The 24,670-nt window shown below is 69.6% G+C and carries 21 protein-coding genes and 1 pseudogene; 18 read left to right on the top strand and 4 right to left on the bottom strand.

Features of this window, described 5'->3' with window-relative positions; genetic code table 11:
• Positions 1–14: 14 nt before the first annotated feature.
• Positions 15–1,526 (bottom strand): class I adenylate-forming enzyme family protein, encoded by a 1,512-nt coding sequence (locus AC07EJ_RS34950; RefSeq protein ID WP_478885762.1) that lies wholly within the window; start codon positions 1,524–1,526, stop codon positions 15–17.
• Between the two features lie 14 nt (positions 1,527–1,540).
• Positions 1,541–1,846 (bottom strand): hypothetical protein, encoded by a 306-nt coding sequence (locus AC07EJ_RS34945; RefSeq protein WP_468990711.1) that lies wholly within the window; start codon positions 1,844–1,846, stop codon positions 1,541–1,543.
• A gap of 396 nt (positions 1,847–2,242) precedes the next feature.
• Here AC07EJ_RS34945 and AC07EJ_RS34940 point away from each other — a divergent pair, with 396 nt between their 5' ends.
• Positions 2,243–3,724, top strand: coding sequence for an MFS transporter (locus AC07EJ_RS34940; protein WP_478885761.1), 1,482 nt, complete (start codon positions 2,243–2,245; stop codon positions 3,722–3,724).
• Between the two features lie 82 nt (positions 3,725–3,806).
• A complete protein-coding gene (locus AC07EJ_RS34935) occupies positions 3,807–5,054 on the top strand; it encodes an amidohydrolase family protein (RefSeq protein ID WP_478885760.1) in 1,248 nt (415 codons plus the stop codon).
• A gap of 90 nt (positions 5,055–5,144) precedes the next feature.
• Here AC07EJ_RS34935 and AC07EJ_RS34930 read toward each other — a convergent pair whose 3' ends face one another.
• Both AC07EJ_RS34930 and AC07EJ_RS34925 read right to left on the bottom strand, forming a co-directional pair.
• Positions 5,145–5,687, bottom strand: a complete 543-nt coding sequence (locus tag AC07EJ_RS34930; RefSeq protein WP_478631259.1) for a DoxX family membrane protein — start codon at positions 5,685–5,687, stop codon at positions 5,145–5,147.
• 69 nt (positions 5,688–5,756) lie between these two features.
• Entirely contained in the window at positions 5,757–6,929 is a 1,173-nt protein-coding gene (locus AC07EJ_RS34925) for a thiolase family protein (protein ID WP_468990723.1), read from the bottom strand.
• A 52-nt stretch (positions 6,930–6,981) separates the two neighbouring features.
• Here AC07EJ_RS34925 and AC07EJ_RS34920 point away from each other — a divergent pair, with 52 nt between their 5' ends.
• The 16 genes and pseudogenes from AC07EJ_RS34920 to AC07EJ_RS34845 all read left to right on the top strand — a co-directional run bounded on the left by AC07EJ_RS34920 (position 6,982) and on the right by AC07EJ_RS34845 (position 24,629).
• A complete protein-coding gene (locus tag AC07EJ_RS34920) occupies positions 6,982–7,782 on the top strand; it encodes an enoyl-CoA hydratase/isomerase family protein (RefSeq protein WP_478885759.1) in 801 nt (266 codons plus the stop codon).
• 110 nt (positions 7,783–7,892) lie between these two features.
• The gene (locus tag AC07EJ_RS34915; protein WP_478631250.1) at positions 7,893–8,900 is read left to right on the top strand and encodes an LLM class flavin-dependent oxidoreductase; all 1,008 of its coding nucleotides are present in this window, start codon (positions 7,893–7,895) and stop codon (positions 8,898–8,900) included.
• A complete protein-coding gene (locus AC07EJ_RS34910) occupies positions 8,893–10,383 on the top strand; it encodes an aldehyde dehydrogenase family protein (protein ID WP_478631247.1) in 1,491 nt (496 codons plus the stop codon). The genes AC07EJ_RS34915 and AC07EJ_RS34910 overlap by 8 nt, the downstream gene beginning before the upstream one ends.
• A 323-nt stretch (positions 10,384–10,706) precedes the next feature.
• Positions 10,707–11,876: a cytochrome P450 gene (locus AC07EJ_RS34905; RefSeq protein ID WP_478631245.1), complete on the top strand. Its 1,170-nt coding sequence runs from the start codon at positions 10,707–10,709 to the stop codon at positions 11,874–11,876.
• A 2-nt stretch (positions 11,877–11,878) separates the two neighbouring features.
• Positions 11,879–12,076: a ferredoxin gene (locus AC07EJ_RS34900; RefSeq protein WP_478631462.1), complete on the top strand. Its 198-nt coding sequence runs from the start codon at positions 11,879–11,881 to the stop codon at positions 12,074–12,076.
• A 405-nt stretch (positions 12,077–12,481) separates the two neighbouring features.
• Entirely contained in the window at positions 12,482–13,405 is a 924-nt protein-coding gene (locus AC07EJ_RS34895) for an SDR family NAD(P)-dependent oxidoreductase (protein ID WP_478631242.1), read from the top strand.
• A gap of 250 nt (positions 13,406–13,655) precedes the next feature.
• The gene (locus tag AC07EJ_RS34890) at positions 13,656–14,120 is read left to right on the top strand and encodes a MarR family winged helix-turn-helix transcriptional regulator (RefSeq protein ID WP_468990743.1); all 465 of its coding nucleotides are present in this window, start codon (positions 13,656–13,658) and stop codon (positions 14,118–14,120) included.
• Between the two features lie 162 nt (positions 14,121–14,282).
• Positions 14,283–14,780: pseudogene (locus AC07EJ_RS34885) on the top strand (helix-turn-helix domain-containing protein); the annotation flags it as partial.
• A gap of 131 nt (positions 14,781–14,911) precedes the next feature.
• Entirely contained in the window at positions 14,912–16,003 is a 1,092-nt protein-coding gene (locus tag AC07EJ_RS34880; protein ID WP_478885758.1) for an integrase core domain-containing protein, read from the top strand.
• 18 nt (positions 16,004–16,021) lie between these two features.
• Entirely contained in the window at positions 16,022–16,330 is a 309-nt protein-coding gene (locus tag AC07EJ_RS34875; RefSeq protein WP_478885757.1) for a LysE family translocator, read from the top strand.
• Positions 16,331–16,794: 464 nt separating this feature from the next.
• Complete coding sequence (locus AC07EJ_RS34870) at positions 16,795–18,270, top strand: amidohydrolase family protein (RefSeq protein WP_116507060.1); 1,476 nt, start codon at positions 16,795–16,797, stop codon at positions 18,268–18,270.
• A complete protein-coding gene (locus AC07EJ_RS34865; protein ID WP_478885756.1) occupies positions 18,267–19,379 on the top strand; it encodes a M20 family metallopeptidase in 1,113 nt (370 codons plus the stop codon). The genes AC07EJ_RS34870 and AC07EJ_RS34865 overlap by 4 nt, the downstream gene beginning before the upstream one ends.
• A gap of 130 nt (positions 19,380–19,509) precedes the next feature.
• A complete protein-coding gene (locus AC07EJ_RS34860) occupies positions 19,510–20,361 on the top strand; it encodes a GNAT family N-acetyltransferase (protein ID WP_478885755.1) in 852 nt (283 codons plus the stop codon).
• The gene (gene menC / locus AC07EJ_RS34855; protein WP_478885754.1) at positions 20,358–21,464 is read left to right on the top strand and encodes an o-succinylbenzoate synthase; all 1,107 of its coding nucleotides are present in this window, start codon (positions 20,358–20,360) and stop codon (positions 21,462–21,464) included. The genes AC07EJ_RS34860 and menC overlap by 4 nt, the downstream gene beginning before the upstream one ends.
• 76 nt (positions 21,465–21,540) lie before the next feature.
• Positions 21,541–23,196 carry a PucR family transcriptional regulator gene (locus AC07EJ_RS34850; RefSeq protein WP_478885753.1) on the top strand — a complete coding sequence of 552 codons (1,656 nt, stop codon included), beginning with the start codon at positions 21,541–21,543 and terminating at the stop codon, positions 23,194–23,196.
• A 140-nt stretch (positions 23,197–23,336) separates the two neighbouring features.
• On the top strand, positions 23,337–24,629 hold the full coding sequence (locus tag AC07EJ_RS34845) for an MFS transporter (RefSeq protein WP_478885752.1): 1,293 nt from the start codon (positions 23,337–23,339) through the stop codon (positions 24,627–24,629).
• Positions 24,630–24,670 lie beyond the last annotated feature (41 nt).

Genomic DNA, 24,670 nt, shown 5'->3' with positions numbered 1-24,670 from the left:
GTCGGCCGCGGCGCTCACGAACGCCGTGCGTGGTCCGGAGCGGTCAGCCCGGCCACCACTTCACGGCGCAGGAGTTTTCCGGTCGGTGTCCTCGGCAGCTCGCGCCAACAGGCAATGCGATCGGGTGTCTTGGAGCCGCGCAGTGTCGCACGGATCATCTCCCTCAGCTGCTCGGTGTCGGCCTCGCTCCCGGCGCGTAGCACCACCGCGGCCTCGATCCGCTGCCCCCACTCCTCGTCGGGTACGCCGACCACGACGGCGTCGAGCACCTCGGGATGGCGCAGCAGTACGTCCTCGATCTCGGCGGGGGCGATGTTCTCGGCGCCGCGGATGATGGTGTCGTCGAGCCGTCCTCCGACGTAGAGGTAGCCGTCGGCGTCGAGGTGTCCCTGGTCGCGGGTGTGGAAGAAGCCGCGCTCGTCGACGGTTGATCCCTGCCCCGTGTAGGTGGCGGAGACCTGGTCCCCGCGCACCCAGATCGCGCCGGCCTCGCCTGCCACCACCGTGGCACCACCCGGGTCCCGGATCTCCAGCTCGATCGTGGGGACGGGCCGTCCGGCGGAGCCGAGCCGCGCCCGGACCTGCGGATCGCCGCTCGTGACGGCGGCCCTGTGCTCCTCGGGCCCCAGGACCGCGATGGTGGACGAAGTCTCGGTCAGCCCGTAGGCGTTGACGAAGTCCACGCCCGGCCAGGCGTCCAGCGCGGTCTCGATCACCCGCACCGGCATCTTCGCGCCGCCGTAGGCGAGCGCCCGCAGTGAGGGCACCGATCGGTCGAGCCCCTCGCCGTCCATGATCCGGGCGAGCATCGTCGGCACGACCATCGCGTGGGTGACCCGCTGCTCGCGGACGAGTGCGAGCCAGCCGCCGGGCGTGAAGTGCTCCAGGGTGAGGGCGCGGCGCCCCGCGTAGAGATTCGTGAGGACGTTGGAGACGGCCGCTATGTGGTACGGGGGCACGCTCACCAGCGCCGCCTCCGCTGCCCCGGCCGCCGCGAACTCCACGGTGCCCAACACGTAGGAGACCAGGTTGTGGTGACTGAGGACGACGCCCTTCGGGGCGGAGGTCGTACCGCTCGTATAGATGACCACGGCGGGGGCGTCGGGGGCTTCGGACTCCGTCGCCTTCGTACCGACGACCGCGGCACCGGCGTCCGTCAGCCACTCCCGCGGGCTGCGCACCGACAGCCCGGCACGACGCAGCGCCTCGGCCTGGTCCGGTCCCGCGATGCCCAGGGCTCGCGGATGGTGAGCAAGGAGTTCGTCCAACTGTTCTTCGCCCAGGCGGTAATTAAGCGGTACGAGCGGCACTCCCGCGCGGGCGGCGGCGAACAGCGCCGCAGGGAAGGCCGGACCGTTGACCGCGAGGTGGACCAGCGCGTCGGCCCCGGCAGCGCGAATCAACTCGGCGCCTCCGTCGGACAGTTCGCTCAGTCGCGCGACGGAAAGGCCTCTGCGTTCGGGCCCGACCACGATCCGCTCGCCGAATCCCTCGGCAGCCATGTCCAGCAGCATCGCGATGTTCATCAACCGTCCCGCCCTCAGTCCGATGCCGGCAGCGGCTTTGCGGCTTTGAACGGCAGCGGAGTGCCGTTCACCGCGAGCGTGCCCGGCCCAGGCTTGGTGCACAGCAACTCCACGCCGTGCGCGTCGTCCGCGTAGCGTTTGCCGAGCTGCGAGCCGCCCATCTGCGCGGGATCGGCCGTGCCACCAGAATCGGTACCAGCCCCTGGTTCGCGTGCGTCAGCCATCGGCACCCCGCCGCAGGTGACCTCCACTTCCCTGTCCGGCCATCGGACGACGATCACGGTCGTCGTGTCGACGGTGCTGACAAGTGTCTGTCCCACACGCGGCTTCATCGCAGCATCCTCCGCTGGAGTCGTCCCGGATCACTAGAAGGCAAAAGAGTATCCGCTTATGCATGAACGCGCAGCAGTTGAGACATCAAACCCCGCCAACACCACAGAAGAGTGCTCTGTTATCGACCCACCCTCCCAAGAGTCGACAGGGCTCCGCGCACGGACCGAGCGAACGGCAGGAACGGCAGCCGCCCCGCGGTGGGTGTCGACCACCGGACATCCATAACAGGGCACTGCATCGCCCACGTACGCAGGGTTGCTGCGGCCGTAAGTGCAGTGCCATGCTGAGGCATCTCCACAAAGAGGATCCTTAATTGGATCTGCCGGCCGGCAGTCCACCGGAGTCGCTGACGGATGGGAATTCGCATGTCAGAACAGTTCCGGATGCGACTCACACAATCCGAACCAGCCGATGCGGTCGACCCAGCCGATCCGCCCGGCACCTCCCCCCGCCGCTCCCCTGGTTACTACCTGTTCATCGTTGCGATGCTCACCCTCATCACCGAGCTCGCGGCCTTCGAGTTCATCGTCGTCTCGCCCAGCATCCCCGAAATGGCCGCCGAGTTCCGCACACCACACGTCAACTGGGTGTTTGCCACCCCGCTGTTGGTGGCCGCGGCAGTCGTGCCCCTGCTGGGCAAGCTGGCGGACATCATCGGTAAGAAGCGCGTCCTGATGGGCGTCGTCGCGGTTTTCATAGCCGGCTCCCTCATCTGCGCGACCACCTCCCACTTCCCGGTGCTTCTTCTGGGCAGGGGTCTGCAGGCGTGCAGTATCGGCGCAGCCGTGATCGTCTACGGCCTGGTACGCGACCTGCTGCCGCGCCACCTGGTTCCGCTGGCTGTCGGCGGCATCGGGGTGGGCACCGGATTCGGCGCCATTGCCGGTCCCGTCATCGGCGGATATCTCCTGGACGCCCACGGGTTCCGCTCGACCTTCTGGTTCCTGATCGTCTACGCCGCCGTCGTGGGTTCGGTGATCCTCGCGTTCGTGCCCGAATCGGATGTGCGGACCCCGCAGCGGTTCGACTTCGTCAGCGCGCTCCTGCTCGGGATCGGAGCCGCGCTGATCGCTCTGTCCTTCCAGGGCGGGCGGTTCGCGCTCCTCGGGATCGCCGGGGGAATCGCGTTCGTCGCCTTCTTCCTCGCCATCTCACGGCGGGAGCATCCTCTGATCCCGCTCGAACTCCTGCGGCAGCCACCGGTGTTCAGCACACTCGCCGTAGCGGCCCTCCTCGCCTTCACCTACGGCGGACTCAACGGAGTGCTCATCCCTCAGATGCTCCGCTCGCCCGCCCTCCCCGGCAGCAGCGACCCCGGCCTGGGACTGACCGGCACACAACTCGCCCTCTACTGGGGCCTGCCCTACGGGGTCATGTCGATGGCCGGCGGCTTCAGCGCGGGCTGGCTCAGCCGCCGCAGGGGTCCGAGGTGGTCCGTCCTCGGGGCAGGTCTGCTGGGCTGCGTCGCCACCGCGATGATCGCGGCGCACCTGGTGGACACCCCCGCCATGGTCGCGGTCACCGGTGTCGTCATGGGCCTGGGGCAGGGGTCCGCTGCCGCGGGTGCCGCCAATCTGCTCATCGAGGCGGTCACGCCCGACGTACAGGGGGTGGCGGCGGGCTTCAGTTACACCGTCCAGGGAATCTTCGCGGGCATCGCCACCACGGCCGTCGGGGCGGTGCCCGGGATGTTCGTCGAGAAGGTGATCGCCGACGGGAACGCCGTCGTCTTCCAGCAGTTGGGCTACCGGGTGGCGTACGGCATCTGCACCGGCGTCTTCCTGCTCGCCGCCTGCGCCGCCTGGCTGATGAAGCACGGCCGCGAGCCCGCCACCGGAGGAAAGTCCCCCATGCCTGCTTCCTAGTACCGGCACGCGTGCCCGTACTCGTACTGGCACCGTGCCCCGCAAAACGCATCCCATCACCGATGAAAGGCCGGTACCTCTAGTGAAAACCGACGACCTGATCCTGGTGAGCGTCGACGACCATGTCATCGAGCCGGCTCACCTCTTCGACGGACGTCTTCCGGCGAAGTACGCCGACGCCGCACCCCGCTTCATCACCCGCGAGGACGGGACCATGGCGTGGGTGTACGAGGACGCCGTCATCCCCAACCCGGCCGTACAGGCCGTGGTGGGCCGCCCCAAGTCGGAGTGGGGCATGGACCCGGTCTGCCTGGAGGAGATGCGGCCCGGCTGCTACGACATCCACGCCCGGATCAAGGACATGGATGCCAACGGCATGCTCGGCTCCATGTGCTTCCCGTCGTTCGTGCGCTTCTCCGGCGCGCTGTTCCTGGAGAACGGCGACCGCGACCAGTCGGCCGCGATGGTCCGCGCGTACAACGACTGGCACATCGACGAGTGGGCCGGCACCTACCCCGGCCGGATCATTCCCCTGGCGATCCCGATTCTGTGGGACCCCGAGCTCGCGGCCGCGGAGGTGCGGCGGGTCGCCAAGAAGGGCTGCCACGCGGTGACTTTCACGTCCAACCCATATGACCTGGGGCTCCCGAGCATCTACCAGGACCACTGGGATCCGTTCTGGAAGGCCTGCGAGGACGAGGGCACCGTGGTGTGCATGCACATCGGGTCCAACTCGAAGGTGCCGTCCACGTCCCCGGACTCGCCGGTGGAGCTCATCTACTCGCTCTCCCCGATCGGGTCGATCGAGGCGGCCAGCGACCTGGTGTGGAGCAAGCTGTTCCTGAAGTTCCCCCACCTGAAGGTGGCTCTGTCCGAGGGCGGGATCGGCTGGATCCCGTACTTCCTGGAGCGGATCGACTATCTCTACAAGCACACCCAGCACTGGACCGGTCTGAACCTGGGCGGCATCCTGCCGTCCGAGCTGTTCAACGAGCACGTCCTGCTCTGCTTCATCGACGACGAGGTCGGTGTCGAGAACAGGCACCGGATGAACCTCGACAACATCTCCTGGGAATGCGACTACCCGCACTCCGACACGACCTGGCCCCAGGCACCGGAGGAGGTGGCGCGCTACCTCGGCGGCGTGAAGGACGACGAGATCAACAAGATGACCCACCTCAACGCCATGAAGCACTACCAGTTCGACCCGTTCCGGCACATCCCGCGTGAGCAGGCGACTGTCGGCGCCCTACGCGCCCGGGCCCAGGGCTGGGACGTGGGTACCAAGTCGACCACCCACCTGCGCCCCGACGCCACGGTCGGAGCGTGACGGGACGGCCGTCGCGCGGTCCTGAAGGTCACTGCCCGACAGGAATCGGCCGGGGGCGCCGCCGTGATGGCGGCGCCCCCGGCCGAGCTGTCACTCTGCAGCGAGGCCGGGCAGCGGGTCGGCCGCATCGGACTCGGCCGGACGCGGTCGCGGGCTGCGCCAGAACGCACCCAGTTGCGCGGCCGCCGCGGCGAGCCCCAGTCCTGCCGCGACCGCGGCCCCGCGCCGGCCGCCGAGCCGGCCGTCGAGCCCCAACGCCCGGTCCACGCTGAGCCGTCCGGGCCCGAGCGCGGCGAGCGCCACGGCCGCGGCGCCGAGGTTGAGCACGTACTCGTAGCCCTCGTCCGTCACGAAGAATCCGTGCGGCAGGTGCACCGCGCGGGCTGCGACACCCATCGTGCCCACGACAGCGGAGGCCGCCAGCGGGGTCGCCGCCCCGGCCAGCAGGGCGGCGCCCGCGCCTACCTCGACGGCGGCGCTCGCCGCGGCCTGCAGCCGCGCCCCGCGGAACCCCACGGAGCGGAACCATCGCGTGGTGCCGTCGAGCGTGCGGCCGTGGCGCAGGCCATGCGCGATCATCGTGCCACCGACCACCGCGCGCAGCCCGTAGCGTGCCACGTCGATGCCGTCCATCCGTCCTCCTGGATCACTTCCAATACCGAACTGTCTGTTCCTCACCCGCACTTGTCGCATCGGCCGCATTCAGGCCGTCAGCACCAGCGCCGAGCCCATGCCGCCGCCGGCGCACATCGCCGCGACCGCCGTTCCGCCGCCCCGGCGGCGCAGCGCGTGGGCGAGCGTGGTGATCATGCGTGCCCCGGTCGCGGCGACCGGGTGTCCGAGGCTGCAGCCGCTGCCGAAGGGGTTGACCCGCTCCGGGTCGAGCCCGAGCTCCCGCGTGGCGGCCACGGCGACCGAGGCGAACGCCTCGTTGATCTCGAACAGGTCTACGTCGCCGACGCCGATCCCCGCGCGGTCAAGTGCCTTGCGGATCGCGGCGATCGGGGCCAGGCCCGTCTCGACCGGGTCGACGCCGACGGACGCCCAGGAGCGGACCGTCGCCAGCGGCACGATGCCGTGGGCGGCGGCGATCGCGGCGTCGGCGACGACGAGCGCGGCCGAACCGTCGTTCACCCCGCTGGAGTTGCCCGCCGTGACGGAGAAGCCCTCGATCTCGGGGTGCAGCACCTTGAGCGACGCCAGCTTCTCCATGCTGCTGCCGCGCCGCGGGTGTTCGTCGACGTCGAACACCGATGCCGTTCCGTCCCGGTCACTCACCTTGACCGGGACCGTCTCGTCGGCGAACCGTCCCGCGTCGATGGCCCGCAGTGCGCGCTCGTGCGAGCGCAGCGCCCAGGCATCCATCTCCTGCCGCGAAACGCCGGCCAGGCGAGCGGTGTTCCATCCGACGAGGATCGACATGTCGTTGTGGGGCGCCTGCGGGGTGGACACGTGGGACGGTGAGTTCCAGGGCTCCAGCCAGTCGTCGGTGCCCGGGACCCGCCACCGGGACACCGGTGCGGTGGACGTCGACTGGGTGCCGCCCGCGACGACCACCCGGTCCATCCCGGCCCGGATACCCGCCGCGGCAGTGGCCACACAGGCGAGCCCGGACGCGCAGTGCCGGTTCTGCGCCAGGCCGGGCACCTGACTCAGCCCCGCCTCCAGCGCGGCGTAGCGGGCGATGTCGCCGCCGCCGGCCAGCGACTCCCCCAGGATCACATCGTCGATCAACTCGGATGGCAGGCCCGCCCGTTGAACGGCCTCACGGACCACCACCGTGGCGAGATCGAAGGCACTCACCTCACGCAGCGAACCCTTGCGGGCCGTACCGATGGCGGTACGGCAGGCGGACAGCACTACAGCTTCAGTCATGCAATTCGTTGTACTCTTTTTCGGCGCCGCTCGAAAGAGGAGGACTTGCCGAATGCACCCGGTGGACCCGAAGAACCCCATGGACCTCAAGACCGTCCTGTACGACGTGGCCGACCACGTCGCGACGATCACCCTGAACCGGCCGGAAGTACTGAACAGCTTCAATCAGGCGATGCTGGAGGACTTCGCCCTGGTCTGGCGCACCGTCAAGGCCGACGACGACGTGCACGTGGTCGTCCTGCGCGCGGCGGGCGAGCGCGCCTTCTGCACCGGCATGGACGTCAAGGAGGGCATCGACCGCGCACCCAACGTCTGGAGCCGCACCGACCCAGGCGAGTCCCTCTCCCCCAAGCTCAACCAGGTGTGGAAACCACTGGTCTGCGCGGTGCAGGGGATGGCGGCAGGCGGCGCGTTCTACTGGATCAACGAGGCCGACATCGTCATCTGCTCCGACGACGCCACCTTCTTCGACCCGCACGTCAGTTACGGCCTCACCGCCGCGCTCGAACCCATCGGCCTGGCCCGCCGCATCCCGCTCGGCGAGACCCTGCGGATCGCCCTCCTCGGCCTCGACGAGCGTCTGTCCGCGACTCGGGCGATGCAGATCGGGCTGGTCAGCGAGGTACTCCCGGCCGCGACGCTGTGGCGGCGCGCCGACGAGATCGCCCAGATCATCGCAGCCAAGCCGCCGGCCGCGATCCAGGGCACGGTCCGTGCGATCTGGGAGTCGCTCGACTCGACCCGCACGCAAGCCCTGCGCACCGGGCTCTCTTACACGGAGATCGGCAACCCGATCGGGAAGGCCGAGGTGGACCGCGCATCGGTACCGCGCCGACGGTGGACGCTGCGCTGACGCTCCCGTACGCTCCCCGAAGAATCTCAAATAGAGTATCCGCTTTTGCGTCACGCTCCATGATTGCTCCACGACTGTCCCGTGACTGTTCCTAGAACTGGGGAGGCTCCATGCGGTTCGGTATGCCCTGGCCCGGCGCCGACGTTGCCCACGAGGCAGAGGCGGCCGGTGTCGAGGCGTTCTGCACGGGTGAGTTCGCCGACCACGACGCCTACACCTCGCTCGCCGAGATGGTCGCGGGCACCGAGCGTGCCCTGGTCGGCCCCGCGATCGCCTACGCGTTCTCCCGCACCCCGTACGCCCACGCGACCGCCCTGCGCCAGCTGCACGCGAAGGCGCCGGGCAGGCTGTTCGTCGGCCTGGGCGCGGGCGCGTACCGCATCAACCGTGACTGGCTCGGTGTTCCCCCGGACCGTCCGGTGGAGCGGATAGCGGAGACCGCCGACGCCGTCCGCGCGTGGCTGCACGCCGAGAACGGTGAACAGGTGTGCTACAGCGGCGAGTTCCACACCATCGACGCCGACGTGCGCGCTCCGGTCCTCGGCCGTCTCGACATCCCGGTGCTGCTGGCCGCGTTCAACAAGCGGATGGCCAAGGTCTCCGGCCGGGTCGCCGACGGTGTCATCGGGCACGGCCTGTTCACCGGGGACTGGTGGAACGCCGTCGTCCGCCCGGCCGTCGAGAAGGGTACGGCGGAGGCGGCCCGCACCGAACGGCCCACCGAGCACGGCTGGATCATCACCGCGATCGACGACACCGCCCCCGAGCGCGCGATCGCCGACGCCCGGCGGATGATCGCCTTCTACCTCACCGTGAAGACGTACGATCCGTTCGTCGCCCACCACGGCTGGGAGAGCCAGGTCGAGAGGGTGCGCACGGCCTTCCGGGCGGGTGACAACGACGCCATGGCCGCCGCAGTCACCGATGACATGGTCGCCGCCATCGCTGTCTGCGGCACCACCGCCGAGGCAAAGGAGACCCTGGCCCGCCGAGAGGGCCAACTCCCACGCGACGTCGGCTACTTCGCTACACCCACCTATCTCGTGAGCCACCGTCGGCGGGCCGGCTACGCCCGCTCCAGCCTCGCTCTGATCGAGGCGGTGCGCTCCGATGCCTGAGCCCGCCCACCCGTCGCACCCGTTCTCCACCCGGCTCTACATCGGCGGCCGCCACACGGACGGAGACGGCGACGACCTGCTCACCGTACGCAACCCGGCGACGGCGGAGACGCTGGCCCAGGTTCCCCTGGCCTCGGTCGCCGATGTGCGGCGCGCGATCAGCGCCGCCCGCACCGCCTTCGACGAGGGCCCGTGGCCCCGCATGCGCCCCGCCGAGCGGGCCGCCGTGCTGCTGCGCATGGCCGACGAGATGGAGCGCCGCCTGCCCGAACTGGTCGCGGTGAACATGGCCGAGGCAGGATCGGCGCGCTGGATCGCGGAGAGCATCCAGACCAGTATCCCGGTGACGCATCTGCGCGACATGGCCGAGCGGGTGATGCCGTCCTTCGGGTGGGAGCGCGCGCTGGACCCCACGATCACGCCCGGCACGGGCATCGCACAGGGGCTGGTACGGCGCGAGGCATTCGGGGTGTGTGCCCTGATCCCGGCGTACAACTTCCCGTTCTTCCTCAGCATGATGAAGCTGGCACCCGCCCTGGCGGCAGGCTGCACCGTGGTCCTCAAGCCCGCCCCGGCCACCCCGCTGGACTCCCTGCTGATCAGTGACTTCGCCGAGGCGGCCGGGCTGCCGCCGGGCGTCCTGAACATCGTGACCGGCGACGTGGAGGCCGGACATGAGCTGACCACCAACCCCATGGTCGACCTGGTCAGTTTCACCGGTTCCGACGTGGTCGGGCGGCAGGTGTACGCGCAGGCGGCGGGCACCTTGAAGAAGGTCGTCCTGGAACTCGGCGGCAAATCCGCGAGCATCGTCTGCGCCGACGCCGACCTCGACGGCGCGGCACGTGCGGCCCTGTCGGGCATGACCACCCATGCGGGCCAGGGCTGTTCGCTGCTGACCCGCACGATCGTCCACGAGTCCGTGCACGACGAGCTGGTCGAGCGCATCGTGGCGGGTCTGGCCCACGTACGCGTCGGCGACCCTGCGGACGAGACCACCACCATGGGCCCGCTGATCAGCGAGGCACAGCGAGCGAAGGTCGAAAAGCTGATCCGCACCGGCACGGAGGAGGGCGCGCGCATCGTCACCGGCGGCGGGCGTCCGGCCGGGCTCGACCGGGGCTACTACGTCGAGCCGACGCTTTTCGTGGACGTGGACAGCTCGATGAGCATCGCCCGGACGGAGTTCTTCGGCCCGGTCGGCGTTGTCCTCCCGTTCCGTACAAAGGACGAAGCGGTCCGCATTGCGAACGACAGCCCGTACGGACTGTCGGGAGGGGTCTGGAGCCGTGACGTCGCGAGCGCCTACGAGATCGCGACGCGCATACGTACCGGCGGGGTCACCCTCAATGGGGGTGGATCCGGGGTGAATCCGCGCGCACCGTTCGGCGGGTACAAGCAGAGCGGACTCGGCCGGGAGTGGGGCGAGTTCGGGCTCGACGAGTACCTGCAGACCCAGAGCATCAGCTGGGCCGCCCGCTGAACAACCGGTCGCACCGGTCGCCACATCTCCCGCGGAGCCCGACAGATCGAGCGCCGCGCCACCGCGACCGGAGCGCCGCCCGCCCCCGCGTCCGAGTGCTTGACACCACGTACGGCTCCCACAACACTAAAGGCCGTTGAACAGACCGGCCGTTCTGCTGAACGAAACAGTCGAGCGGCTCCGCCCCATCCCGGGAAGTCTCCGTCCCACCTGGGGCTTCCCGCCCTTCCCTGCCACCTGCAGCACAACCCCCGCACAACAGCACCATCCGAACAGTCGGAGGACGATCGTCCGCTCGCGGCGATCGCTACGCAGGAGTACACATGGCAACGCCTACGATTTCCCTCGACCGCACCGATCCGTACCACCCGTCCTCGGAACACGTACAGCTGCGCGGGGATGCTCCGGTCAGCTGGGTCGAGCTGGCGGACGGGCGTCGGCTCTGGGTCCTGACGCGACACGAAGACGTCAGGACGATGCTCGGGAACCCACGGTTCAGCTCGGATCGCCGGGACCCCCGCCACCCGAATCACATGCCGCACATCGGCCCCGACCACCGCCCGCAGCTGATCGAGATGGACCCGCCCGACCACACGCGGCTGCGGCGCTCGGTAGTAGGCGAATTCACGGTGCATCGACTGGCCGCCTGGCGCCCCAGGGTCCAGGAAATCACCGACCGGGCCATCGACGAGATGCTCGCCGGGCAGCCCGAAGCGGACCTCGTCGAGGCACTCTCCCTCCCGGTTCCGTCCACGGTCATATCGGAGTTGCTCGGCGTGCCGTACGCCGACCACAGCTTCTTCCAGGAGAACAGCGCCGACTTCGTGCGTGCCGAGACCACGCCGGAGGAGAAGGGAGCGGCAGCGGGCCGGCTCAAGTCGTACATCGCCACCCTCGTCCAGGAGAAGGAGAAGTCTCCGGGCGAGGACCTGCTCAGCCGTCAGCTCGCCGCCGGCGCCGACCCGGAGGACGTCGGGGCCATGGGCTTTCTGCTGCTGGTCGCCGGCCACGAGACGACCGCGAACATGATCTCGCTGTGCGTCGCCACCCTGCTCGACAAGCGCGAGCGCCTGTCAGAGCTGCGCGACGACCCGAACCTGACCGTGGGTGCGGTCGAGGAGCTGCTGCGGTACTTCACGATCGCGGAGATCGGCGCGGCCCGCCTCGCCACCGAGGACATCGAGATCGGCGGAGTGCTGATCCGCGCCGGCCAGGGCGTGCTCGGCCTGGCGAACACGGCCAACCGGGACCCCTCGGTGTTCGACGACCCCGACGAGCTCGACTTCACCCGCATGGCACGCAATCACCTCGCCTTCGGTTTCGGGCCGCATCAGTGCCTGGGGCAGAACCTCGCCCGCATCGAACTCGAGATCGTCCTGGCCACCCTGCTTCGCCGCATTCCGACGCTTCGCCTGGCTGTGCCCTTCGAGGACATCCCCTTCAAGGCGAAGAGTCCCGTCTACGGCGTCCACGAGCTGAAGGTCGCGTGGTGAGCATGGAGATCTCCGCCGACCTCGGCCGGTGCGTCGGAGCCGGGCAGTGCGTTCTGGTCGACCCCGAGGCGTTCGACCAGAACGACCAGGACGGGACGGTCATTGTGCTGCGGCCGCATCCTCGCAGCGCCGCTGAGATCGCCCGGGCCAAGGAAGCGGTGGACGTCTGCCCCGGACGAACCCTCTCGCTCCAGGACTGAGACCCGGTCCGCGAGCGCCGGGAGCCTGTCGACCATCCGGCCACCGCGTACACCCCGCTGCGTCGCACGGCGTGCAACCGGACGAGGCTGAGCCGTCGGCGGTGGCCTCGCCGACCGGCTCCTGGAGCTCCCCGGCCCGGTACAAGCCCTGCACGGACATCACCGAAGGGCCCTGAGTCCGCACGATCTGGGTGGAGCCGACGGCGCCCTGCGCCCCTTCCTCGGCGACCCGGGGCATCGCCTCAAGAAGGTGGTCGACGCGCTCGTCGGTGTACCCGCTCCCACTCCCGGCGGGCGCCCCCGCCGAACTCGAGTCCAGGGGCAAATCGCTCACCGACGGCATCCGCGGGCTGCTGGTGACCTGGTGGGGATCGACGAGCCCTCCCGTACGAACAGGAGTCAGACATGAGCGAGTTCAGCTTCGAAGGGCGGGTCGCCGTTGTCACCGGCGCGGGCCGCGGGATCGGCCGGGCTCACGCCCGCCTCCTCGCGCGGCGCGGGGCGCAGGTCGTCGTCAACGACCTCGGGACTTCAATCGACGGCGAGGGGGCCGACGCCGCTCTGGCTCAGACGGTGGCCAAGGAGATCACGGCGGGCGGCGGCACCGCCGTTGCGGACAGCCACGACGTGTCCACGCCGGAGGGCGGCCAGTCGATCATCGACACCGCTCTCGACCACTTCGGCCGTGTGGACATCCTCGTCAACAGTGCGGGCATCCAACGGTGGGGCGGCCTGCCGGATGTCACCCTGAACAACCTGGAGCACCACCTCGACGTCCACCTCGTCGGCTCCTTCACCACACTTCAGGCGGCCTGGCCGCACTTCGTCGAGCAGGAGTACGGGCGGGTCGTCCTGACCACATCGAGCGGAGTGTTCGGGCTCGGGAACAACCTGTCGCACACGGCCGCCAAGGGCGGTGTCATCGGCCTGGCCCGCAGCGCGGCGCTCGCTGGCGCGCCGCATGGGATCAAGGTCAATCTGATCGCCCCGGCGGCCCGGACGCGGATGTACGGCGGCGAGCTCGGCGACGACGCCGAGCCCGTCCCAGGACAGCCCTTCCTGCCTCCGGCGACGGTGGCCCCCATGGCCGCCTATCTCGCCCACGAGAGCTGTCCCGTCAACGGGGAGATCTACGCGGCAGGCGCCGGCCGCTTCACGCGGGTCTTCTTCGCCTCGACCCAGGGATACGCGCATCCCCAGGACCAGGGCACACCGACCGTGGAGGACGTCGCCGCGAACTGGGAGCAGATCAACGACGAGTCGGGCTACTACTCGCCCGTCGACCTGCCGACCTGGTCCGCGCAGTACCTCAAGCACCAGCTCACGTGAGACGAGGAAGCCCTCGCCCCCTCCCGAGACGGGGGCAAAGGCTTCTCGCAGCCGGAGGGCGGTCAGGACTTCGCGATGCCCACCTGCTCCTCGACGGCTTCCGTCTCCCCCGCGCTCTGAGCCGTCCCAGCCTGCTCGGCCGCCTTGCGGTACGGGATGGTCATGGTGATCAGGGCCGCCAGCAGGGCTCAGCTATGCGCACCGCAAAACCGCCTCTCACAGCGAGCCCGGATCGGGAGGGACACCCCCAATGGCCGCCACGGACGAGCCCACTCGGCAGGTCGAGTTCGAGACCATGCTGCTCAGTCGGCACGGCTACTTGTTCGGATCAGCCACGAAAGGCGCCGGTTGGCACCTGGACCGCAGTGCGTACATCCTGCTCAGCCGGATCCAGATGGACGGACCGATGTCGATCGGCCAACTCAGCCAGGCGTTCGGCCTCGACGCGTCCACCCTCAACCGGCAGTCGGCCGCGATGATGCGCGCGGGTCTCGTTGAACGAATCCCGGACCCCGACGGCGGCATCGCCCGCAAGTTCCGCATCACCACCGCGGGCGAGAAGAGCCTCGACGACGACCGCACCCGTTACCTGGACATCCTCGAAGGATTGCTGGACGGCTGGGAACCTGACGACATCGCCCAGTTCGCGGCCGGCCTGAACCGCCTCAACCGTGCGGTCGAACACCTCGACGGCCGCCCGTGGCCCCGCCCCTGACCCCGTTGGGGGTGGCTCCTTCCCGATGGGGCCCATCAGAAAGATGGACCTGACGCGAAAACAAGACGCTCTCCAGCAGCATCCTGTGCCGTTCGGAAACTCATCGGCTACTGCTCGGAGGCGGTCTGGCGCGGCACCACTGTCTGCTGGAACCCTGTCCAGGTGATCGCTTCACTGGAGTACCAGGTGGCGCGGAAACTGCTCGCAGTCCCGGCGGTGCTGCTACGCCGGGACGTGGCCAAGAACGCGGAATTGCTGGTGCTGCGGCACGAGAACGCGGTGCTTCGCAGGCAGCTGACGAAGCCGGTTCGCTACGAGCTGGTGGATCGGCTGTGGTTCGCAGGGCTGTCCTCGCTGATCCCCCGGCGCCGGTGGGCGCAGGTGTTCCCGGTGGCGCCCACGACGCTGCTGGCGTGGGCGCCGCAGGCTGATCGCCCGGAGGTGGGACTACAGCAAGCGCCGGAGCAGGCCCGGTCGACCATCGACCGTGAGTGCGGTGAAGGCTCTGGTGCTGCAGCTCGCCAAGGAGAATCCGCGCTGGGGCTGCCGACGGATCCAAAGGGAACTCGTCCGGCTCGGACACCCGGTCCCTCCACGACGATCTGGGAGATCCTCACCGCAGCGGGTATTGATCCAGCTCCACGCGGCAGTGGCCCGACGTTGTAGGTGCCAGAAACCTCATCCACGCTGGTCAGGCCGCGTAGGGGCGCTGTCGTGAGTTCCCGCCAGTCGATGGTGATGGTGGGCCCTCGGGATTGCCGGGCAGCTCCGGCCGACGCCAGGATGATCCGGTGCTGCTGCGACTGCCCTACCTGGCCCTGACAAGCATGTTCACCTTGATACGGCTCCTGCCGACGAGCGACCGCGACAAGGACGCTGAGATCCTGGCGCTGCGCCACCAACTCGCCGTACTACAAAGACAGCTCGACAAACCGAGGCTCACCTGGCCGGACCGCGCGCTGCTCGCCGCACTCCTGCACCGCCTCCCCCGGGCACATCTTCGTCGCCTTCACTTGATCGTCTCCCCCAACACGGTGCTGCGCTGGCACCGCGACCTGCTGCGCCGCCGCCACGCCAAGGCCTCCCGTCCCAAACGCCCCGGGAGACCGCGCACCGTACGCTCCGTCCGGGCTCTGGTACTGAGGCTCGCAGGGGAAAATCCCAACTGGGGGTACAGGCGCATCCACGGGGAGCTCGCCGCGCTCGGAATCAAGGTCGCCGCCGCCACCGTGTGGAACATCCTCAGGGAGCACGGCATCGATCCCGCGCCCGAGCGGGACCACACCACCTGGGCGAACTTCTTGAGCTCCCAAGCGCAAGCCATCGTCGCCGCCGACTTCTTCGAGACCAAGACGCTGACCGGTGCGACCTTCTACGTCCTCGCTGTCATCGAGCACGCCACCCGGCGCGTGCGGATACTTGGCGCAACGGCGCACCCGACCGCGGACTGGGTCACCCAACTTGCCCGGAACATGGTCATGGACCTCCACGACGCTGGCGCCGGGGTGAGGTTCCTGATCCGCGACCGGGACGCGCGCTACCCGGCCGCCTTCGACGCCGTCCTGCAGGCCGAGGGTATCGAGGTCGTCCAGACCGGCGTCCGGATGCCGCGCATGAACGCGGTCATGGAGCGATGGGTGCGGTCCTGCCGAACTGAGCTCCTCGACCGCACCCTGGTCTGGAACCAGGCCCATCTACTCCACGCGCTGCGGGAATACGAGCAGTTCTACAACCAGCACAGGCCCCACCGCACTCTCGCAAGCGCCGCACCGCTACGTCCCCTGCCCGAACCGATCAACGAGCCCGACCGGCTCACCCACCTCGACGTCCACCGACGCGACCGTCTCGGCGGCATCCTGCACGAGTATCAACACGTGGCGTGACCAGCACGGACGTGGTTCTTGGCACCTACACGGCCCACGGGGAGCCCATGGCGGACGGGACTGGTCAGCAACGTTCTCAATCCGAAGATCGCCGTCTTCTACACCGGGTTGCTCCCCACGCTGGCGCCGCCCCGACTTCCGGCACCCTTGGCCATGACGCTCCTCGTCGTCCTCCACGCCGCACTCACGCTCGCCTGGATGGGCAGCTACGTGTTCCTGCTGTCCAAGGGCGAGCGGACCCTCGAGAAGCCGCGGATCTGCCGCGCTCTGGGGCGGACCACAGGCGTCGTGCTGATCGGCCTCGCGGTCGCGACCGCCTCCGTCTGAGCTCGGACCGGGGTTTTCCCCACCCCGTACCGGACTGCAGGAGCCGAGCACGATGCGCTGGGAAGCACTCCTGGTGGCCGCCACTGGTCTCCGGCTCGGCGCCGGCATCGCCTGGACCACGCTCATTCCCCTCGCCCGCGGCCTCACCGGTGCCGCACCTCAAATCTCCGCCGACGCGGCGGTCGCCTTGGTGGCCGACACGGTCTTCCTCGGCCTGGCTGCCACCGGTCTGCCCACGCGTGCGCTGCTCCGCGGCCACCCCACGGAAGCGGCGGCCGGACGGCAGTGGCCGTTTACGTGCGACCCGGGGCATTCGCGGTGCTCCGGGCCGGGTTCGTCGGCGCGTATGAACAGGCGGCCACGGATTCGTCGGCATGGACCAACAGCGGTGCCTGATCCCCCTCCTAGGGTCGCACTGGAGACCAGCAGGTGCTCCAGTGCGTCCTCGACGAGGAGACGAAAGCGTGCAGACACTTTTGCGTGGCGGCCGTGTCATTGATCCGGGAACAGGTTTCGACGGCATCGCCGACGTCCTCGTGTCCGACGGCGTGGTCAGAGCTGTGGCCGCGGGGCTCGACGTGCCACCGGGATGCGAGGTCGTCGACGTCACGGGGTTGGTCGTCGGTCCGGGGTTCGTCGACCTGCACAGCCACGTGCACTCCGTCGCGGGGCAGCGGCTGCAGGCCATGGACGGTGTGACGACGGCCCTCGACCTGGAGTCGGGCCTCATGCCCATCGGGCGTGCGTACGCCGAGGCCGCCGCGGACGGACGCCCGCTGCACTACGGCTTTTCCGCCTCGTGGGGCGGTGCCCGGGCCCAGGTGCTCGCCGGTATTCAGCCCGACGCACAGATCGGGAGCGGCCTCGCGGTGCTGGGAAACCCCGCATGGCAGCGCTCCTCCACCGATCGTGAACTCGCCGAATGGCTGGCCCTGATCGAGGGTGAACTGGCCGCAGGAGCGCTCGGTATCGGAGTCCTCCTCGGGTACGCGCCGCACAGTGATCCGGCCGAGTTCCTCGCCGTCGCCCGGCTCGCCGCGAAGGCCGGTGTGCCGACGTACACCCACGTCCGTGAGCTGGTCGAGGTGGATCCCGGCACTCCGGCGGACGGCTCCGAGGAGATCGTCATCGCCGCGGCCGAGACCGGCGCCGCGATGCACCACTGCCACGTCAACAGCACGTCGGGCCACCACATCGACCGGGTACTCGGCGCGTTGGACGGCTCACGGCGGTCGGGATCCCGGGTGACGGTCGAGGCCTACCCCTACGGGGCGGGCAGCACCGCGATCGGCGCGGCCTTCCTCGACGCCGAACGCCTGCGGATGAAGGGCCTGTCCCCGTCGAGCGTCGTGATGCTCGAATCGGGCGAACGCATCGCCGACGAGGGGCGCCTGCGGCAGTTGCGCAACACTGACCCCGGGGCGCCCTGCATTCTGGAGTTCCTCGACGAGGGCAACTCGTGCGATCTCGCGATGCTGCACCAGGCGCTGGCCTTCCCGGACGCGATCGTCGCCAGTGACGCGATGCCGGTCTACTGGCCCGACGGCAGCAACGACAGCACCGAGTGGCCGCTGCCGCCCGGGGGAACGACGCACCCACGCACCGCGGGAACGTTCACCAAGACGCTGCGCGTGATGGTGCGGGAGAGCGGCGCCTGGGACTGGCCGGAGGCGTTCCGGCGCTGTGCCCACCTGCCGGCGCGCGTCCTCGACGACGTGGCGCCGGGCGCGCGGGGGAAGGGACACCTCGGCGTCGGCGCGGACGCCGACATCGTCGTCCTCGACCCGGTGACGATCACCGATTGCGCGACCTACTTCGACTCCACGCGGCCGTCCGTGGGCGTGCGGCACCTGTTCGTCGGTGGTGTTCCGGTGGTCAGTGCGGGGGAGCTTCAAGTCGACGCGCTCGCCGGACAGCCGCTGCGAGGTGAGCCGCGATGACGGCGACGCGTTCCGAAGTGACGGTGGAGGCGCTCCTCGCCGACATCGAGACCCTGGTGCGGTGCGAGTCGCCGTCCTCCGATCACGAAGCCGTCGCCCGCAGCGCAGACGTCGTGGCGGCGCTGGGGCGCAGGCTGCTGGACGCGGAACCGGACCGCGTGGTGATCGACGGGTGTACGCATCTGAGGTGGCGCTTCGGCGAGGCGCCGCGTGTGCTGCTGCTCGGGCACCACGACACCGTGTGGCCCGCCGAATCGCTGGAGACGCACCCGTACTCCGTCCTGGACGGAGTGCTGCGCGGGCCGGGCTGCTTCGACATGAAGGCGGGCGTCGTGATGGCGCTGCACGCCGCCGCGGCCGCCGGGAACCGCTCGGGTCTTTCGGTCCTCGTCACCGGCGACGAGGAGATCGGCTCCCCGTCGTCGCGGCGCCTGATCGAGGATGAGGCTCGCGGCTGCGAAGCGGTCTTCGTGCTGGAGGCGTCGGCCGACGGCGGAGCGCTCAAGTGCCGCCGCAAGGGCGTCTCCCTGTACCGGATCGACGTGGACGGCCGGGCCGCGCACGCCGGGCTCGAACCGGAGAAGGGTGTGAACGCCGGAGTGGAGGTGGCGCACCAGATCCTCGCCGTCGCCGCACTCGCCGACGCCGAACGGGGTACGACCGTCGTGCCGACGGCCCTGTCCGCCGGTACCACGACCAACACCGTTCCCGCGCGTGCCGGCGTGGCGGTCGACGTACGTGTGTGGGACGAAGCGGAACAGCGGCGGGTCGATCAGGCCGTGCGGGACCTGAGGCCCGTACTCGACGGCTCGCGGATCCGGATCTCGGGTGGCATCAACCGCCCGCCGCTGCAGGAGGACGCGTCCTCGGGGCTGTTCGACCTCGCCGCGACGCTCGCTGCCGAACTCGGTCTCGGAAATCTCACCGCCGCCGCTGTCGGCGGTGCCTCGGACGGAAACTTCACCGCAGGCCTTGGGGTCCCCACCCTCGACGGCCTCGGCGCCGTGGGCGGCGGCGCGCACGCGGACGACGAACACGTCGTCGTCGCCGAACTGCCGCGGCGCACCGCCCTGCTGACGGCCCTGATCGACGCTGTGTTGGCGAAATGAGCTCCGTGCGCCACGACGAACGCGGCGGACAACCCTGGCGCGGCACCACCGTGGCCCGCCAGGCAAGCCCGGAAAGGACAGTCCCGTGACCGATCTTGCGACACATGAGTCAGCTCTGGTTTCCCCGGCTGTGAGTGCAGCCGCGCTGGCCGCCGCGACCGCTGCGGCCGCCGCCTCACGTGTGGAAATCCGGGACCTGACCGAGGTGTCCGACCTGACCGAGGTCTGCTGGCTCTTCGCCTCGATCTGGCAGCCGGGCGCCGGTGCCCAACCGGTGACGACCGAGCTGCTGCGGGCGATGGCCGCGGCGGGGAACTATGTCGCGGGGGCGTATGAAGGGGACGAGCTCCTGGGAGCCTGCCTCGGCTTCTTCGGTAGCCCGGCCAAGGCGAGCCTGCACAGTCACATCGCCGGGGTCGCGCCGCGAGGCCTCGGCCGGGGGATCGGGTTCGCCCTCAAACTGCACCAGCGCGCCTGGGCGTTGCGCCAGCACGTCTCGCTGATCACCTGGACGTTCGATCCCCTGGTCCGGCGGAACGCGCATTTCAACCTGGCCAAGCTCGGCGCTGATCCGGCGCGCTACCTGCCCGACTTCTACGGGCCGATGCGCGACGGCATCAACGGCGCCGGTGACACCGACCGGCTGATGGTCCGTTGGGACCTATCAGGCCCGGTGGCCTCCGCCGCCTCGCTCGGTGAGCCCGCCCGGGTCGATGCCGCCGCGCTGCGGGAGCACGGTGCGGCAGCCGCCCTGTACGTCGCACCTGACGGGGGCCCGCTGACCGTAGTGGCCGACGGGCCGGTCGTCCTGGTCGGTGTGCCGCCGGACATCGAGACACTCCGGCGCACGGACCCGGGCCGGGGCCAGGCGTGGCGCGTCGCGCTGCGGGAGGTGTTGGGAGGCCTGATGGCGGAGGAAGCCAGGGTCGTCGGATTCGATCGTGCCGGATGGTACGTGGTCTCAAGGGAGAAGCCGTCATGAAGCCCAGTGGTGTGGAACTTCTGCGTGTGCAGATGCCGTTGGTGGCACCATTCCGGACGTCATTCGGTACGCAGGACGTACGGGAACTGCTGCTCGTACGCGTCGTGACGCCGAACGGCGAGGGCTGGGGCGAGTGCGTCACCATGGGAGGGCCGCTCTACTCCTCGGAATACGTGGACGGCGCCGAACACGTGCTGCGGAACTTCCTGGTCCCGGCCCTGATGGAGGCGGACGAGGGCACCGCGAGCCAAGTCGCGCCCCTTCTGGCCAGGTTCAAGGGTCACCGGATGGCGAAGGCCGCGCTCGAAATGGCCGTGCTCGACGCCGAACTGCGAGCACACGACCTGTCCTTCGCCGCCGCGCTCGGGTCCACCCGGGACTCCGTTCCGTGCGGGGTCTCGGTCGGAATTATGGACTCCGTCCCCCAACTCCTCGACGTCGTGGGCGGCTATCTCGACGCCGGCTACGTGCGGATCAAGCTGAAGATCGAACCCGGCTGGGACGTCGAGCCGGTGCGAGCGGTGAGAGAGCGCTTCGGCGACGACGTGCTGCTGCAGGTCGACGCCAACACGGCGTACACCCTGTCCGACGTGTCCCAGCTCGCCCGTCTGGACCCCTTCGAGCTCCTCCTCATCGAGCAACCCCTGGACGAGGAGGATCTCCTGGGCCACGCCGAGCTGGCCCGTCGGATCCGCACGCCGATCTGCCTTGACGAGTCGATCGTGTCCGCCCGATCCGCTGCCGACGCGATCACGCTCGGCGCCTGTCGCATCGTGAACATCAAGCCCGGCCGGGTCGGCGGATACCTCGAGGCGCGGCGGGTGCACGATGTCTGCGCCGCCCATGGGATACCCGTGTGGTGCGGTGGCATGATCGAGACCGGGCTCGGGCGGGCGGCCAATGTCGCGCTCGCCTCGTTGCCCGGGTTCACCCTGCCCGGAGACACCTCGGCGTCGGACCGGTTCTACCGGACCGACATCACCGAACCGTTCGTCCTGAAGGATGGACATCTGCCGGTGCCCCAGGGGCCGGGCCTCGGTGTCACGCCGATTCCCGACCTGCTGGCGGAGGTCACCACCTCGACGGTGTGGCTCGGTTCGTAGCACGCGACGAATTCGTCGTGAAATCCGGTCGGATCGGACCAACAGGTTCCGGTGCGGCCGGAGTTACCTTTGGGCGGTGCTGACACCGACGTCTGGCAAGCCACACACAAGTCTGGCGCGCGTTCTCGACGATCTCGGGGACGTGTTGCTGGAGTCGATTGCCGGCGGCGGGAGCACGCGCCGGGAACTGAGCGGCGTGGTCATCCACGATCCGCTCGACGAGGCGCAGTTCCCCGCGCAGGCCGTCGTCCTGGGTGTGGGCGTCCACGAACCGGGCGACGTGGTCCGCCTCCTGCGCGACCTCGGCCGCAAGGGCGCGGCGGTGCTCGTGGTCCGGTCACCGTTCACCGCGACCGGCGAAGTCCGACGGGCCGCCGACGAGTCCGGCGTCGCCCTGCTCGGACTCGCCCGCGGAGCCTCCTGGGCGCAGGTCGCCGCCATGCTCCGCACCCTGCTCGTCGAGGGAGACATCGGCGACATCTCACCACAGACGCTGGGCGGCATGCCGTCGGGCGACCTGTTCGCGCTGGCCAACGCGGTGGCCGCGCTGCTGGACGCGCCGGTCACCATCGAGGACCGTAGCTCACGGGTGCTCGCCTTCTCCGGCCGCCAGGACGAGGCCGACCAGTCCCGCGTGGAGACGATCCTGGGCCGCCAGGTCCCGGAACGGTTCACCCTCGGCCTGGCGCGCAACGGCGTCTTCGACCGACTTCATCGCGGCCATGCGCCCGTGTACGTCGATCCGCTCCACGACGAGTCGATGACTGTTCCCCGGGTGGCGCTCGCGGTACGGGCCGGCGACGAGATCCTCGGCTCGATCTGGGCGGCCGTGCCCGGGCCCTTGTCCAAGGAGCGGACGCAGGCCCTGATCGACGCCGGCAAGCTGGTCGCACTCCACATGCTGCGTCTGCGCGCGGGCGCCGATGTCGAACGCCGATTGCGGGCCGACCTGGTGAGCACCGCGCTCGAAGGCGGCACCGGGGCACCGGAGGCGATTGCGCGGCTCGGGCTCGTGGGACAGCCCGCGATCGTGCTGGCCCTGGGTCTGTTCGGCGGTTCGGACGCCGATCCGTCGACGGAGGACGGTCTGCGCCGGGTCGCGGACCGCCAGCGGGTCGCGGACGCGCTGGCCATGCACCTGAGTGCGGTCCAGGCGCGCTCGGCCGTGGCGCTGGTGGGCGATGTGGCCTACGGCATCGTGCCGATGCCGGGGAGCCAGGCGGACTGTCAGGAGCGGTCGATCCGCGTCGCGTCGACATTCCTCGAGCGCACCGGGCAGCGCGTGGACGCGGCGATCGGCATCGGCCCGCCCGCTCTCGACGGCTCCGTACTCAGCCGCTCGCGTGACGGCGCGGACCGGGCGCTGCGGGTGCTGCTCGCCAACGGGGGCGCCCGGCGCGTAGCCACGGCAGAGGAGGTCCACGTCGACGCGCTCATGCTGGACCTCGCCGATCTGGCCGCCGCGCGCGGGGACGTGGCGACCGGGCCCGTCGCCCGGCTGCTCGACTACGACGCCCGGCACCAGTCGCAGCTCGTCCATACGCTCTCGTGCTGGCTGGACGCGTTCGGCGACGTGGCCGCCGCGTCCGCCGCGGCTTACGTGCACCCCAATACCTTCCGGTACCGACTGCGACGGGTCGCAGAGGTCGGTGAGATCAACCTCGACGACCCCGGCGAGCGGTTCGCGGCGATGCTGCAACTCCGGCTCCACCCAGCCCACCACCACGAGTAGAAGCCGGACACCGTAACGAGACAACGTTCGTCCGCACCGCCCGAACACCAACTGAAGGTTTGTGGAACTCCACGAACCCGCTGCGTCACCTGATGTCCAGGATGGGCCATCAACCCCGACGCAGCGGTACGGAGGTAGCCATGACGGCGGTGGTCACCGAGGACACCTGGACACCGAAGCTGGTCAACCGGACAGCAACGATCACGATGGTGGTCATGCTGTGCGCCTGGTCGATCGACTACATCGACCGTTTCTCGATCAGCATGGCTCTGCCGTCGATCGGAGAGGAGTTCCAACTCGGCAAGACGGCACAGGGCTCGCTCGTCACCGTCTTCGCGCTGGTCTACATGATCTGCCAGATACCCGCCGGTTTCCTGGCCGATCGGTACGGCTCCCGCGGACCCATGCTGATCACGCTCGTGCTGTGGTCGCTGTTCACCGCGCTGACCGGGATGGCCGGCACATTCGGTCTGCTCCTGCTGTTCCGCGGTCTGTTCGGTGCCTGTCAGGGCGCTTTCCCGGCGGCGTCGTTCAAAGCCATAGCGGAACGGACGACACCGGCGAGACGGGGGACCGCCACGAGCGTGATGCTGTCCGCCAGCGGGATCGCCGGCCTCGCGCCCCTGCTCGTCGCCCCGCTGCTGACGGGCATCGGCTGGCGGCACACCTTCCTCTGGATGGCGGGTTGCGGCGCGGCCATCGGCATCGGGTTGTGGGCGCTTCTGCCCAAGGCACTGCCGGACCGGCTGAGCCGGCTTCCGCAGACGACGGCGACGACGTCCGCAGTCTCGCGCGCACAAGTACTCAGGTCCCCGGCGGTGTGGAAGTTCGCGGTGCTGTTCTGCGCGATGAACATGCTCAGCTACGGCCTGGTCACCTGGGTGCCCAGCTATCTGCTCGAGGCCAGACACCTGTCGCTGAACGAGACCGGGGTGCTGTCGGCGATCCCGAGTCTGGTGGGCTTCGCGACGACCATCTTCGGCGGCTGGCTGTTCGACCGGTACTTCCATGACAAGGCCAGGTGGTACCTGGTGTCCATCGCGACGGTGACCGCGGTCCTGCTCGTTCTGATGGTGTCGGCGGGCAGCGCGGCGACGTTCACTCTCTACGAGACCTTGGCCGTCGGAGTGTTCGGGATGGCGACGATGTGCGTCTTCGGCCTTCCGCTGCGGGTGCTTCCCACGGCGGTGGCCGGCCTCGGCTCCGGAGTGACGAACTTCGGCGGCCAGGTCGCCGGCGTGATCGCGCCGCTGGCGATGGGCTGGCTGGCGGACGCGTTCTCCTACACCGCCGCGTTCGGATTCCTGATCTGCACCACGCTGCTCACCGCGGTGATCGCGTTCTGGGTCCCGCAGCGAGCCGAACAGTTCAACTTCCCGCCGGCCGGAACCAAGGAGTCTGCCGGCACCAAGGAGTCGACCGGCACCAAGTAGTCGACCGGTGTACCCGGGAAACAGATCCCGTCCGGACAGAA

The sequence above is a fragment of the Streptomyces sp. NPDC045026 genome, assembly GCF_056432625.1.
Note: the sequence above shows the minus strand (reverse complement) of the source record. Positions and strands in the feature narration are given on the sequence as shown.

Coding starts and splice junctions, on each gene's coding strand:
- AC07EJ_RS34950 (WP_478885762.1), bottom strand. CDS start 1,526: ATGAACATCGCGATGCTGCTGGACATGGCTGCCGAGGGATTCGGCGAG.
- AC07EJ_RS34940 (WP_478885761.1), top strand. CDS start 2,243: ATGCGACTCACACAATCCGAACCAGCCGATGCGGTCGACCCAGCCGAT.
- AC07EJ_RS34930 (WP_478631259.1), bottom strand. CDS start 5,687: ATGGACGGCATCGACGTGGCACGCTACGGGCTGCGCGCGGTGGTCGGT.
- AC07EJ_RS34925 (WP_468990723.1), bottom strand. CDS start 6,929: ATGACTGAAGCTGTAGTGCTGTCCGCCTGCCGTACCGCCATCGGTACG.
- AC07EJ_RS34920 (WP_478885759.1), top strand. CDS start 6,982: ATGCACCCGGTGGACCCGAAGAACCCCATGGACCTCAAGACCGTCCTG.
- AC07EJ_RS34915 (WP_478631250.1), top strand. CDS start 7,893: ATGCGGTTCGGTATGCCCTGGCCCGGCGCCGACGTTGCCCACGAGGCA.
- AC07EJ_RS34910 (WP_478631247.1), top strand. CDS start 8,893: ATGCCTGAGCCCGCCCACCCGTCGCACCCGTTCTCCACCCGGCTCTAC.
- AC07EJ_RS34905 (WP_478631245.1), top strand. CDS start 10,707: ATGGCAACGCCTACGATTTCCCTCGACCGCACCGATCCGTACCACCCG.
- AC07EJ_RS34900 (WP_478631462.1), top strand. CDS start 11,879: ATGGAGATCTCCGCCGACCTCGGCCGGTGCGTCGGAGCCGGGCAGTGC.
- AC07EJ_RS34895 (WP_478631242.1), top strand. CDS start 12,482: ATGAGCGAGTTCAGCTTCGAAGGGCGGGTCGCCGTTGTCACCGGCGCG.
- AC07EJ_RS34890 (WP_468990743.1), top strand. CDS start 13,656: ATGGCCGCCACGGACGAGCCCACTCGGCAGGTCGAGTTCGAGACCATG.
- AC07EJ_RS34865 (WP_478885756.1), top strand. CDS start 18,267: ATGACGGCGACGCGTTCCGAAGTGACGGTGGAGGCGCTCCTCGCCGAC.
- menC (WP_478885754.1), top strand. CDS start 20,358: ATGAAGCCCAGTGGTGTGGAACTTCTGCGTGTGCAGATGCCGTTGGTG.
- AC07EJ_RS34845 (WP_478885752.1), top strand. CDS start 23,337: ATGACGGCGGTGGTCACCGAGGACACCTGGACACCGAAGCTGGTCAAC.